This is a genomic window from Oceaniferula flava, from assembly GCF_016811075.1.
Taxonomy (GTDB): Bacteria; Verrucomicrobiota; Verrucomicrobiia; order Verrucomicrobiales; family Akkermansiaceae; genus Oceaniferula; species Oceaniferula flava.
In genome coordinates this window covers 172,405-184,753 of the sequence record NZ_JAFBGL010000009.1, presented here as the reverse complement: position 1 = coordinate 184,753, position 12,349 = coordinate 172,405, and the positions used below count along the sequence as shown (strand labels likewise).

General features: G+C 57.1%; 10 protein-coding genes. 4 read left to right on the top strand and 6 right to left on the bottom strand.

From position 1 onward, the window contains the following. Positions 1–201 precede the first annotated feature (201 nt). Positions 202–399, bottom strand: a complete 198-nt coding sequence (locus JO972_RS13750) for a DUF488 family protein (RefSeq protein WP_309490644.1) — start codon at positions 397–399, stop codon at positions 202–204. Positions 400–402: 3 nt separating this feature from the next. On the opposite strand from JO972_RS13750, the gene JO972_RS13745 reads away from it, so the two are divergent. Together JO972_RS13745 and JO972_RS13740 are read left to right on the top strand one after the other, a co-directional pair. Continuing rightward, on the top strand, positions 403–1,041 hold the full coding sequence (locus JO972_RS13745; protein WP_309490643.1) for an AAA family ATPase: 639 nt from the start codon (positions 403–405) through the stop codon (positions 1,039–1,041). A gap of 291 nt (positions 1,042–1,332) precedes the next feature. After that, positions 1,333–2,451, top strand: a complete 1,119-nt coding sequence (locus tag JO972_RS13740; protein ID WP_309490642.1) for a M24 family metallopeptidase — start codon at positions 1,333–1,335, stop codon at positions 2,449–2,451. 3 nt (positions 2,452–2,454) lie between these two features. Here JO972_RS13740 and JO972_RS13735 read toward each other — a convergent pair whose 3' ends face one another. Then, positions 2,455–3,870: a GDSL-type esterase/lipase family protein gene (locus JO972_RS13735; protein WP_309490641.1), complete on the bottom strand. Its 1,416-nt coding sequence runs from the start codon at positions 3,868–3,870 to the stop codon at positions 2,455–2,457. Between the two features lie 197 nt (positions 3,871–4,067). On the opposite strand from JO972_RS13735, the gene JO972_RS13730 reads away from it, so the two are divergent. Further along, positions 4,068–5,075: an NADP-dependent oxidoreductase gene (locus tag JO972_RS13730; RefSeq protein WP_309490640.1), complete on the top strand. Its 1,008-nt coding sequence runs from the start codon at positions 4,068–4,070 to the stop codon at positions 5,073–5,075. Positions 5,076–5,245: 170 nt separating this feature from the next. Here the strand turns inward: JO972_RS13730 and JO972_RS13725 are convergent, their stop codons facing one another. From JO972_RS13725 to gpmI, 3 genes are all read right to left on the bottom strand, one after another. After that, a complete protein-coding gene (locus tag JO972_RS13725) occupies positions 5,246–5,644 on the bottom strand; it encodes a hypothetical protein (RefSeq protein WP_309490639.1) in 399 nt (132 codons plus the stop codon). 219 nt (positions 5,645–5,863) lie between these two features. After that, positions 5,864–6,442 carry a hypothetical protein gene (locus JO972_RS13720; RefSeq protein WP_309490638.1) on the bottom strand — a complete coding sequence of 193 codons (579 nt, stop codon included), beginning with the start codon at positions 6,440–6,442 and terminating at the stop codon, positions 5,864–5,866. A 754-nt stretch (positions 6,443–7,196) separates the two neighbouring features. Beyond that, positions 7,197–8,741 (bottom strand): 2,3-bisphosphoglycerate-independent phosphoglycerate mutase, encoded by a 1,545-nt coding sequence (gene gpmI, locus JO972_RS13715; protein WP_309490637.1) that lies wholly within the window; start codon positions 8,739–8,741, stop codon positions 7,197–7,199. Positions 8,742–8,823: 82 nt separating this feature from the next. On the opposite strand from gpmI, the gene JO972_RS13710 reads away from it, so the two are divergent. Continuing rightward, entirely contained in the window at positions 8,824–9,576 is a 753-nt protein-coding gene (locus JO972_RS13710) for a sulfite exporter TauE/SafE family protein (RefSeq protein WP_309490636.1), read from the top strand. Positions 9,577–9,928: 352 nt separating this feature from the next. On the opposite strand, the gene JO972_RS13705 is transcribed toward JO972_RS13710, so the two are convergent. Further along, entirely contained in the window at positions 9,929–12,283 is a 2,355-nt protein-coding gene (locus JO972_RS13705) for a sulfatase-like hydrolase/transferase (RefSeq protein WP_309490635.1), read from the bottom strand. Positions 12,284–12,349 lie beyond the last annotated feature (66 nt).

The window sequence follows — 12,349 nt, the reverse complement described above, 5'->3', positions numbered from 1 at the left end:
GTATTGCCTATCATCACCTAACAAAAACACAAGTCTCACCGATACAGTCACAATGTCATGCGTAGACAGTCATTCTTCAGTTCAATAACGTTACGAAGACGATGATAGGAACGAGGATTTAGCGATCCAAGAACTTTGGATAACTGCCGTCGAAAAACAAAGAGAGCTAACAACCACCGCTAACAGACAACTCACCGTCCTCTACCCCAGCCGCTCTAAGTAACCCTTCAGCACACGAGCGTGGTTGTGTTTTTTGTCTTTGGCGGCGTAGAGCAGGAGTAGCGACTTGCGATCCACTTCGGCGAGGCGAAACGTTGAACAGACTCGCAAAGGATTTCTTTTCACATCCTCTGTCTGTTCGGTTATCTTGCCCTTGAAATAAACCACGCTCTTTTGCACGCCATGAACCAAGCTCCGAACTCCAAAGAACCTAGCAAACATCAGCACCGTTGCCGCATTGTACTCACCGGCGGGCCCGGAGGAGGCAAGACAACGGCTGCCGATCTCTTCCGCCGTGAAATCGGCGAGGATGTGGTCATCGTTCCTGAAGCGGCCACGATGATGTTTACCGGTGGGCTGCCCCGCATAGACAATGCGCATGCCGTGCAGTCTGCGCAACGTGCCATCTATCATGTGCAAAGGAACCTGGAGGACATCCAAAGTGCGCAGTATCCCGATCGTATTCTTCTCTGCGACCGTGGGTCCATTGACGGTGCCGCCTACTGGCCGGGAGATACCGACTCTTTTTTTGAAGACCTCGGCAGCAGTCTGGACGAGGAACTGGCGCGCTATGACGGTGTGATCTTTTTCGAAAGTGCCGCCGTGGGAGGCCTGGACATCGAGGGCGGTAACCCGACACGCCGTGAATCCATCAATGAAGCTGCCAAGCTGGACAAAAAACTCTATCAGCTCTGGTCGCAGCACCCGAATTTCATCACCGTGCATCACAATCAGAGTTTCTTCCAAAAAATCTCCATCGGACTCGCCATGCTTCAGGAGATGGTGACCAACCTACAACAACAAGACACCTCGCGCCAGTAGGCCGTCATGTCAGTATCGACCGAGCGGTAAGCAATGGTCGCGCGAGTTGGCACGCGTGTGAAAAGTTCAAGGAGTCATTCGAGAAACAGACCTCGTTCTTGATTTCGGCCTCGGCTGCGGGGATTCGCCCACTTTGTGTTAGGAGACCTGGTCAAAATCAGCTCACAGGTTGATTTTTAACCCGTGGGTGGTGGGAGTTTCGGGGGCGATCCGGGGGCTGATCGGATGAAAATTCTGTGCATTCTGGTGGATTCTGAGAGCATTGGGCAGCCGCGTCAGGCGCACATTCCCATGACTTCAGAATCACTTGTTTTTTCGGCCCAAGAAATGACCGACCGCTTAGCCCGTATCCGCTCGGCCATGGCCGCTGGTGGGCTGGATGCCATCGTCAGCAGCGATGCCGCAAATGCCTACTACACCACCGGCTTCCGCGGTGAGCCGCGCACCCTGCTGATCACTGCAGACAGCCTCACCCTGTTCACCTCCTTCCGCACCCTGCCTTGGGCCGAGGCTCAGACGGAGCTCTTGGCGGATCACATCGAGCTGAGCACAGCGCCCCGCCCTTTCGACGACATCGTCAAGCGCTTGTCAGGAAAGACATGGAACATCGGGGTCGATCGCAGTGTGAGCTACGCCAGCATGCTGAGCTGGCAGGAACTCTTCTCGCCGCACGCACTGCGGCCCTGCTCGATCATCGAGCAAGTGCGCCGGACGAAGTCCCCCACCGAAGTCGCGATCATGCGTCAGTCCCAGGTGATCAACGAAGCCATCTTCAACGCGGTGCTGCCGCAGATCCGCCCGGGCATGACCGAGCGTGGTGTGCAGGGGCTGATCCTCGCCGAAATGGCGGCCAACGAGGATGTGGATGCCTATTCCTTCATGCCGATCGTTGCCGTCGGTCCCAACGCCTGGGAAATCCACCACCTACCGGACCACACGGTGATTCAGGAAAACGACATGGTTCTGATTGATCACGGCGTGTTCTATCGGGGCTATGCCTCGGACATGACACGGACGATCTGTCTGGGAACCGCCAGCGAGCAGATGCACGACATCTACAACACAGTGGGTGCTGCTCAGGATGCTTCCATCCAAGCCATCCGAGCCGGCGTCAGCACTCGTGACATCGACCGGACGGCGCGCGATGTCATCAGCACCGCGGGTCATGGTCGCAGCTTTACTCACGGCCTCGGCCACAGCATTGGACTGGAAACCCACGACCCGGGACTCAATTTCAATCAAGGCGATGAACCCACCCTGCTGGAACCCGGCATGGCCTTCACCGTGGAGCCTGGGATCTATCTGGAAAATGGCTTCGGCGTGCGCACCGAGGACGTGGTCATCGTCACGGAAAACGGTCACACCAATCTCACTTCTCAGACTCACGCGCTCATCGAGCGCCCGGTCTAACAATCACTCTCCGTAGCCATCCGCTTGCAGCAGGAAACGGAGGACTGGCTCGACGGGGTCCAGTCCGTGAGGATGGTGGCCGGCGCCTGGCTTCGTCCAGATCTTTGGCGGGTTGTTGTTCTCCTTGAGGTGCTTGGCGAGCAAGAGACCATTCTCAGCGGGAGGAACCACCTCGTCAGCGGTGCCAATGACCAGAGCCACGGGAATGTTTCCCAGCTTGGAGGCAAAGGACGCATCGCTGATCTGGGGGTGGCTGGCGGCTTGTTCAGCGGTGATACCATAGACCTCGAGACAGCGTTTCCAGTTCGCCTTGGAGAGCTGGCCGTTTTGCCCGCCGGGCCATGATTTGAAATCGCAGACTGGGTTATCGCCATAGATAGCGGAGACGCGGTCGGGGTATCGGGCCGCGTAGTTGAAGATCATCAGGCCGCCGCGTGACATGCCTTCCATGATCGAGGATGTGTTGAGATTAAACTTCGATGTGAGCAACTGATAAAACTCATCGCAGCGCTGCATGGCGGCGTCCGATCCGAAGAGGTTGGACACATCAACGTAAGCCAGATGATAACCACGATCGAGCAAGGCCAGGTCCAGCGCAGGCTGGTGACCGAAGAAGCGCGCACGCCAAATCCACGGCTGCCCCTGAGCCGCGGTATGCGGGATCACCAAGGTGGCACTGGCGCCGGTCTTGGCTAATTGAAACTCATGGCGGTCAAAGCCGTTCCAGACACTGCGCTTGCGAGAGATTTCACCGCAGTTCGCGCGGGTGCCTATTTCCTGAGTGAGGATATCGTGGAAAAAGTGAGCCAGGCGCTGGTGGCCGGCGGTGTTGGGATGCACGCCGTCGGTGGTTTCCTTAGGGCGCAGGCTGCGTGCCAGATCGTGGTAATAGACCTGCTCGGTGGTCGTCGCCACACGCTGATAGGCCGCTTTGATCGCGACGAGACGTTTGATCCGGGGCTTGAGGGACTCCTTGTGGTCGGGGTCAGGAAACATCGGTGTTGGCGAGCAGAGGTGCACGATCACCTTGGGGTTGGCCTGCTTGAGCTGCTTGATCATGAACGCAGCGTCGCCTTCCAGATCGGCGTGATGTTGCCAGTTGTTAGGGGTGCTATGGCTGTCGCTCGTGCCCAGCAGGATCACGGCGACGTCCGCCTGAAACTTAAGCGCTTTGCGATACGTGTCGGTGCCAAGCAATGCACGCTTCGACTTCCTCAGCAGCCCATGCCCAGGCTCCGCAAAGGCACGGACCTCATAGCCCTCCCCCATGAGCTCGCTGAGTCGGGCCGGGTAGCCGTTTTTTGAAGGATCATCGGCACCGACACCGGACGTGATCGAGTCGCCGATCAAGGCCACTTTGACCGGAACTGCGGCGGCGGTGAGCAAGCAGCTCATGAGAAGCAAGAAGACAATGCGCATGACCCGTTATACATCCCAGACAGGAGGTATATTTCAATCAGAGAATCGGTCCTACTGACACAGGCATCGTAGCTTGAGCCGATCACGTGGCCCCTGCCCCTCGATGAAAAACCTCCACGGCGAGACATGTTAGAGTTTCTCCCCCCAATCCCCCGACCCCCGTTTGCAATGCGAAGCATCGCTTGTAGACTATCCTCATGAATCCATCCAAGAGCTATCAAATCCATCTGAAGTCCCGCCCCGAAGGCATGCCCACGCCTGAAAACTTCGAGCGAGTGGAGGTGCCTATTCCTGAGCCAGGTGAAGGTGAATTCCTGGTGAAAAACGAATGGATGTCCGTGGACCCTTACATGCGCGGACGGATGCAGGAAGGCGACAGCTATGTGCCGGCCTTTGCCGTCGGCGAAGTGATGGACGGTGGCTGTGTCGGGCGAATCGTCAGCTCCCGTCACCCCGATTTCAACGAAGGCGATTACGTGCTCGGCAGCAAAGGCTGGCGCGACCACTGGGTCAGCAATGGCGAAGGCGTGCAGCAAGTGGATGTGGAAAAAGCCCCCGCTAGCAGCTACCTCAGCGTCCTTGGCCTGACCGGCATGACGGCTTATGTGGGATTGTTGGAAATCGGTGCGCTGCAAGAAGGCGAGACTGTTTTCGTCTCTGCCGCGTCAGGCGCGGTGGGATCCATCGTTTGCCAGATTGCCAAGATCAAAGGCTGCCGTGTCATCGCCAGCAGTGGCTCCGACCAGAAAATCGAATGGCTCAAATCCAAGGCCGGGGTCGACGCCGCCCTGAACTACCGCCAGGTGGACGACCTCTCAGCCAAGCTCGGCGAACTCTGCCCCGATGGCATCGACGTCTACTTCGACAACGTCGGCGGCGATCATCTTGAGGCGGCGATCGATCACATGAACGACTTCGGCAGAATCGCCTGCTGTGGTGCCATCGCGAGTTACAACGACAAGGACCCGGCCCCCGGGCCAAGAAACCTCATTAACATCATCGGCAAACGACTACGCGTGCAGGGATTTATCCTCTCCGACCACTCGGAGCTGAAATCGCAGTTTGCCAAGGACATGAGCGGCTGGATTCAGTCGGGCGATATCGTCTGGGAAGAGACGGTAACCGAAGGCCTTGAGAATGCCCCGGACGCCTTCCTGTCGCTCTTCGAAAGCGACAAGATGGGTAAGGCAGTGGTGAAGCTCTAGTGGACGCCCTCCCCATGGGGAAAGCGCTCCGCCAAGCGACTCGGTTATAGGGAACGGTTTGGCCGATCTATCCCTGGCCAATCAACACCTAGATCGCAATACTGCTCACAGGTTCGTCTGCAATCTGCTCGGTGAGCTTGGCGGCAGCAAGCGGCTTGTCCTTTTTCCCCTTAGTCCAATTCCTCTTCGATGAACTCGAGCAGGAGGTCGACAAGTTCATCGATCCCAGCTTCCAGTTCCTCTTCGATGGTGGCAAGGTATTCGGACTCGGTTTCGGTGTAGTCGTTACGGTGCTCGCTGCGGGTGCCGCACCAGCGACTTGAGTTCATGGCATCCACCAGCACGGTGGCACCGATGAGTTCGAAGGAGTTGATGATGCGTTGGTGATCGATCGCACTCTGCCAGAACTCGTGTAGGCAGTCCTCGCTCTGCAGAATGGGGACCGTTTCATAGATATCCATGACGGCACGTTCCTCGCGACTGAGATCGCGGTCCGGGGCTTCGCTTTCGAGCTGATCGATGAGCACTTCAATATCGTCCGGCCATTCAATGGCTTCCTGTGAAAACATAGTGCGTGGGGGATAAAATACGAAGGTAGGTTTTGCCAAGCAAAACCTCTCGGATGTTTGAGATTTTGACCGCCTACTGAGGTGATGATTCTTTTTGAACCAAGGGAGGAATAGCCGAATCAAATTGGGGCTAGCTTGCGAAGCCTTGTGGCTCAGCCATTTGAGCGCTGGATTGAAGCTCTGCGGCGAAGTGCTAGGCGGCCAAGTGCCAAGACTCCCCTAACCTTTGATGACACGGCTGATCTTTCCTTTTTCCACCTCGAAATTGTAGCGGTGCGGTCGGTAGTCGGTGGTGGCGGGACGCGGTTGGCCATCGACCATGGTGATGCGGTATTCGATCTTGTGCTGCTCAGCCAGGGTTTTGGCTTTTTCGAGTGTCAGACCGATGAAATCTTCCGGCTGCGGCGCCTTCTCGGAGGGTGCGCTGTAGACCTGTTCACTGGCCTCGATGATCTTGGGCAGATCCTTCTCGGTGATGGCCGTGTAGCCATCGCCCCAATTCCAGCTACGACCGATGAGGTAAACCTCCCTGGGGAGAGCGGCGAGGCCTTTCTTCACCCTCGCCTTGGCCGTGACTTCGGTGATCATCGAGGCATGGACACCGGCGCCATGGGAGGCACGACAAATGACGAGCAGCTTCCCCTCTTTCACGTGCATGCTGGCAATGTGCACCTTCCAACCGGGGTCAGGCACCTTGAGGGTGACGCTGACATTGCCTTTGGGTTCGGTCGCATGGCTCAGCTGAAGACAGCCTAGAAAAAGCGATAGCAGGAGGATGGGTTTGAGGAGTTTTTTCATGCCCGCAATATGCCATCGTTTTACCCGTCGCGTTAGTGGAAATTTGGAATCCGTTATCAAGCACCTATGGGTAGGGATGATTGGCCTCAATCATCCGGATGGTGGCTTTGATGCTTCGGCCAGGGATGGGCAGATGAGGGCTGTTGGGGGTATTTTAGGCAGGGCCGAGGTGGGCGCTTCGGTCCGGCAGATTGAGGCCAATCTGCCCTACCATAATACTCTACCGCTGGCTATCCATGCCGGAGGTAGGGATGATTGAGCCACAATCATCCGGATGGGGGCTTTGATGCTTCGGCCAAGGATGTCAGGGATGAGGGGCCTTGGGGGGATGTTAGGTAGGGCCGAGGTGAGCGCTTCGGTCCGGCAGGTTGAGGCCAATCTGCCCTACCGTAATACTCTACCGCTGGCTGGAATGCCGGTGGTAGGGATGATTGGCCTCAATCATCCGGATGGTGGCTTTGATGCTTCGGCCAAGGATGTCAGGGATGAGGGGCCTTGGGGGGATGTTAGGTAGGGCCGAGGTGTGCGCTTCGGTCCGGCAGGTTGAGGCCAACCTGCCCTACCGTAATACTCTACCGCTGGCTATTCATGCCGGTGGTAGGGATGATTGGCCTCAATCATCCGGATGGTGGCTTTGATGCTTCGGCCAGGGATGGCGCAGATGAAGGCTGTTGGGGGGATGTTAGGTAGGGCCGAGGTGTGCGCTTCGATCCGGCAGGTTGAGGCCAACCTGCCCTACCGCTGCTGCGCTGCTTTATTTCTTGGCCAAGAGGCTTTTGCCGGTCATCTCTGGGGATGGTTTGACGCCCATCATATCTAACAATGTTGGGGCGATGTCGGCGAGGATGCCGTCGTTGACGGTGAATTTGTCATGGTCGTCTGCGACGTAGATTGCGTGCACCAGGTTGGTGGTGTGGGCGGTGTGCGGGGAACCGTCGGCGTTGATCATTTTTTCACAGTTGCCGTGATCGGCGGTGATGATGAGCTTGCCTCCCAGGCGGAGTGTTTCCTCGACCACGCGGCGACAGCCCTCATCGATGGTTTCGCAGGCCTTGATCGCAGCCTCGACCACGCCGGTGTGCCCGACCATGTCAGGGTTGGCAAAGTTGAGGATGCAGAGATCGTAGCCCTTGAGCTTCTCAACGACTTTGTCCATGACCTCCGGAGCACTCATCTCCGGCTGGAGATCGTAAGTGGCGACCTTTGGCGATGGCACGATGTAGCGGTCTTCGCCCTTGTTAGGCTTTTCCTTGCCACCATTGAAGAAGTAGGTGACGTGCGGGTATTTCTCGGTCTCGGCAATGCGCATTTGCGTCTTGCCGGCCTTGGCCACGACTTCACCTAACACATTCTTGAGTTTCTCAGGTTTGAAAACGACGGGCACTTTGTAGGTTTCATCGTATTCGGTGAGGGTGACGTAATGCACATTGGGACGGCGGCCGGTTTTGAAGCCGGTGAAGCGTGGTTTGGTGAGGAATGCCTCGGAAAGCTGACGTGCGCGGTCGGCACGGAAGTTGAACCAGAGCACCACATCGCCATCGTTGACGCGTTTGGTGTTGTGTTTGAAGAAGGTCATCGGCAGCAGGAATTCATCGGTTTTCTCCTGCTCATACATCTCGGCCACGGCTTCGCTGGCGAGGATGTCTTTCTTGGTGCCCTTGCCGTGCACGATGGCATCCCAAGCGATCTTGGTGCGCTCCCAGCGCTTGTCGCGGTCCATGGCGTAGTAACGACCGATGACAGTGACGATGCGGGCGCCGTATTTGGCGAGCTCGTCCTCAACGTAGCTGAGATAGCCGGCTCCAGCGGTCGGTGAGGTGTCGCGACCATCGGTGATGGCGTGCACGTAGATCTCCTCCACCCCGCTCTCACGGGCCAACTTCGCCATGGCGATGAGTTGGTCCTGGTGCGAGTGAACGCCACCGTCTGAAACCAGGCCGATGAAGTGCAGGACCTTGCCTTTTTTCGCCTTGTTGAAAGCGGTCTTGAGCACACGGTTGTCGGCGATGTCGCCGTCTTCGATGGACTTGTTGATTCTTGTTAGATCCTGATAGACCACGCGCCCTGCGCCGAGGTTGAGGTGGCCGACTTCCGAGTTCCCCATTTGGCCATCGGGCAGTCCGACATCGAGTCCCGAGGCACTGACAAAGCCCTTGGGATAGGTTTTGAACATTTCGTCATGGAAAGGTGTGTTCGCAAGCAGGGTGGAGTTCCCCTCTTTTTTTGCGGTTTTCTTTCCTCCTGGGTTCACTCCCCAGCCGTCGCGAATGATGAGCACTGTCGGTTTTTTATCTGCCATGGCGCGGTCTTTTTAGCTCAGCACCGACAAATTCCAATGACGAATCCTTGAAAAGTAAGCCATGATCTGATCAGGGTGCGCCATGCCAGCGCTGATGACGGACAACCCCACGATATGGATGCTGGCGGCGATCGCGGCTTTTTGCATCGGGGTCTCGAAAGCAGGCTTTTCCGGCATCTCGCTGATCTCGGTATTCATTCTGGCGGATGTCTTTGGCGCCAAGGAATCTTTGGGCTTCGCACTGCCGATGCTGATCATGGCCGACCTGATGGTCTACCCGGCCTTTCGCAAATACGCCTCGTGGAAATCCGTCTGGCTGCTCACTTGGCCGGCGCTGGTGGGCATGGGGATCGGGGTGCTGGTGTTAGGTAATGTCGACAATGCCGCCATGCGAAAAATCATCGGGTCGATCATCCTGGTGATGGTTTCGCTGCAGCTGCTGGGTCGCTTCAATGCCGAGGGGTTCTACAAAATCGCGCTGACTCGCAAGTTTGGATTTTTCTTTGGCACCACCGGTGGGGTCGCCACGGTGCTGGCGAATGCGGCCGGACCGATCATGCAAATTTACATGCTTTCACGGCGCATGGACAAGATGGAACTGATCGGTGTGGGAGCGCGGTTTTTCCTGGTGATCAATTTCCTCAAACTGCCGCTGGGTGCGGGGATGAACTTGATCACGGCGAGCTCGCTGCTCTCGAACTTACTGCTGCTCCCGGCGATTGCGCTTGGGGTGTTCGGAGGCAAAAAAGTGCTGGTGAAAATCCCCCAGCGCGCGTTTGAAGCGACGGTGATTGTGTTTGCGATGATCGCGGGGGTGAAGCTTTGCTTTTTCTAACCGCTAAAATGAAGTGCAGGGGTAGATGCCCCGCATTCGCGGGACGCTGAACTGCGAGATAGGCGAAAGACGCGAAAGTGCTTGGGTTGATTATTCGATGGGAACCACGGAAGGGACGGAATACACGGAAGGTTGCTTGGGTTGTGCTTTTTTGACCGCGAATCTTACGAATTGGGCGAATTTTGGCTGGGGTTGTGTGGATGATTTCACAGGGAAAACACTCAATTTCAGAGTGGTTAGCACTAGCTTTGATTTAGCAACCATGCCTTCTTCCGTGCCTTCCGCCCTTTCCGTGCTTCCACAATGAACTATCACCCCCTGAAAAAATTCGTCAGATTGGTCAGATTCGCGGTCAGTCTTCGATCACTTCGAACTTGTCGAAGAAGCGGGTGAACGCGTCTGGGAAGCGTAGACGGAGTTCTTCGGCGTAGGCGCTGGGGTCGGGGTGGATGACGGGGCCATCGGGGCCGACCAGGCGTTCTAACACGACGTCACTCGGCACATTGGCTTCCCAGTAGTTTTTCCATGAGAAGGTAGCGGTGTAGCCGTCGCGGCGAAGCACCATGGTTTCGCCGCTTTTTCCGGCGTAGGCGGTGGTCGAGATCTGGGTGTGGGAGGTGGGCTCGTTGGCGAGCAGGTTGTGGCCGGCGAGTTTGTTCAACTCCTCCTCAGGACACCCTAACAATCCAAGAATCGATGGCATGATGTCCATGTGGCTGGCCTGTGTATGGGACGGTCCGCGCCCCATGTAGCTCGGCCACTTGATCAGCATGGGCACGTGAGTTTGTTCGGGCTGCAGCGACGAACAGTGGCACCAGCTCCCTTGCTCTTGGAACTCCTCGCCGTGATCTCCGGTGACGATGATGATGGCGTTGTCGTAGCGACCTTCGGCTTTGAGAAAATCGCAGAACTCCTTCACTTGGTGATCGACCCAAGCGACCGAGTTCCAGTAGCGATTCACGTAGCGTTTGACCTCTTCCTCGCTGGGGTTGAAGGGAAAGCGGATGTCGTGCTCGTAGTCCTCGTAGGGCGGTGTGAAATCGTTGTGCCAGTAGTAATTGTAGTGGGGGGAATCGAGCGCCGTGTAGTAGAAGCCGCCGCCTTCGGGCCGATTCTTCACCGACTCGCGAAGTTTATCAAAGGTGACCACTTCGCGCTCGGGGATATTTTTATCGCCAAAATCGGTGCCGCGTTCGGTGTCCTCCCAGACACTTGTCAGGGCGCCCGGACCGCCGAAGTTCAGCATGCCGAAGTCCTTGTATCCCAGGTCACAGACGGCGCGGACTTCGATCTCGTAGCCGGACTTTTTCATCCACTGCAGCGCGGCCGACCCGAGGTAGTTCGACTTGTCAGGAATTGTCTCCAAGGTATCGCGCCAGAATACCGGCACCTGGCTGTGGAACAGGCCATACCATGACAGGTGGGTGGCATTGGACGTCGACCAGGTATCGCCGAGCTCTTGGCACTCCTCGTTTTTCAACTGCCAGAGGAAGGGAGAGGTTTTTTCGCTGAGGGCATCGGCGCGCACGCTCTCGACCATGATGAAATAAACATCCGGCTTCACGAAAAGCGTGCTGGCCGGGGCATTTTCCAGTCCGGATTCGGGTGTGCGAAAGCTCACGGCGTAATGCCCGACACCCTTGGGCGGGCTGAAGACGCCGAGGTTGAGATCAAACAATTTGTGCTCGGCCTGCCAGGCAGCGGTGCTCTTCCACTTCGAACCGATCCCTTGCTCGGCAACCACCCCACCCCAGCAAATGAAGGAGATCAGCAGGGCCACGCCGACGGAAATTTTCATGTCCCAGCGTTTCGATAAAACCCACGCCGCCCATGAAAGGCCCAAGGCGGAAGCGACGATACCGACCACAAGCAGGATCGCACCCAGAGGTCCGACATCCAGGCCACTGGCCGCCAGCTCCACGGCCGGGTTGAAGTCGCCCGAGGCGGTGAGTCCATTGACAAATTCAATCAAGCGGCGCCCCAAAGCGATCCCCATCCACTGGTCCGCGATCACGATCAAAGGAGCCATGCTCAGCGCCAACCAGGGAGCCCAGCGGAAATAGCGGGGAGCGGCACGCATGGTGAGTTCCGCCAGCAGGTAAAGGATCCCGGCGACGGCACCGCTCATCAGAACCCGCCCCATCAGCGCGCTGATTTTCTCTGCCACCGTGACATCCAGACCGAAGATCAGCAGCGAGTTATTGACGGCGAGCACGAGGAAAAGCAGCAGGAAAAAGACGGCATTCAGTCGGCTGCGTTCGCCTAACCAATCGAGCAATCCATGCCAGCCTCTCCAGCGACGGAAGCTTCGGTCTTTTTTCACAAAAGCCATCACCAGCCCCGCCAGCAGCAGGCCGCCGATCAGGTAGAAAAAGAAATCGTGCAGCACCTCCGAGACGCAGGCTAGCAAGGCGACCGTTGCCAGAGCCACGGTGAGCAAGGTGAGCACCAGGTCATTGCGCCCCAGCAACCACTTACAAAACCGCCACCAGTAACCACCGACGACACCACCCAAGGTGCACAGTCCGGTGGCGATCAGCAGATTGAAACCAAAGTTCCCCGGGCCGAAGCGCACCGGAATCTGCATGGTGCCAATTTCCCAAGATCCGATAAAGGGAACCATCGCGGAAACGATCCCCGCCAACCACGCCAACAGGTGCTGCCAGTGGAACTTGGCCTCTTTCTTCTTAGGATCATTGAGATACATTGCGTCGATCCCTTAGCAAGAGTCTCCTGGATTGGCAAGTCTGGCGTCAGGGGCTGCCGGTGGGGA

Coding starts and splice junctions, on each gene's coding strand:
- JO972_RS13740 (WP_309490642.1), top strand. CDS start 1,333: ATGACTTCAGAATCACTTGTTTTTTCGGCCCAAGAAATGACCGACCGC.
- JO972_RS13705 (WP_309490635.1), bottom strand. CDS start 12,283: ATGTATCTCAATGATCCTAAGAAGAAAGAGGCCAAGTTCCACTGGCAG.
- gpmI (WP_309490637.1), bottom strand. CDS start 8,741: ATGGCAGATAAAAAACCGACAGTGCTCATCATTCGCGACGGCTGGGGA.
- JO972_RS13730 (WP_309490640.1), top strand. CDS start 4,068: ATGAATCCATCCAAGAGCTATCAAATCCATCTGAAGTCCCGCCCCGAA.
- JO972_RS13745 (WP_309490643.1), top strand. CDS start 403: ATGAACCAAGCTCCGAACTCCAAAGAACCTAGCAAACATCAGCACCGT.
- JO972_RS13725 (WP_309490639.1), bottom strand. CDS start 5,644: ATGTTTTCACAGGAAGCCATTGAATGGCCGGACGATATTGAAGTGCTC.
- JO972_RS13735 (WP_309490641.1), bottom strand. CDS start 3,870: ATGCGCATTGTCTTCTTGCTTCTCATGAGCTGCTTGCTCACCGCCGCC.
- JO972_RS13710 (WP_309490636.1), top strand. CDS start 8,824: ATGCCAGCGCTGATGACGGACAACCCCACGATATGGATGCTGGCGGCG.
- JO972_RS13720 (WP_309490638.1), bottom strand. CDS start 6,442: ATGAAAAAACTCCTCAAACCCATCCTCCTGCTATCGCTTTTTCTAGGC.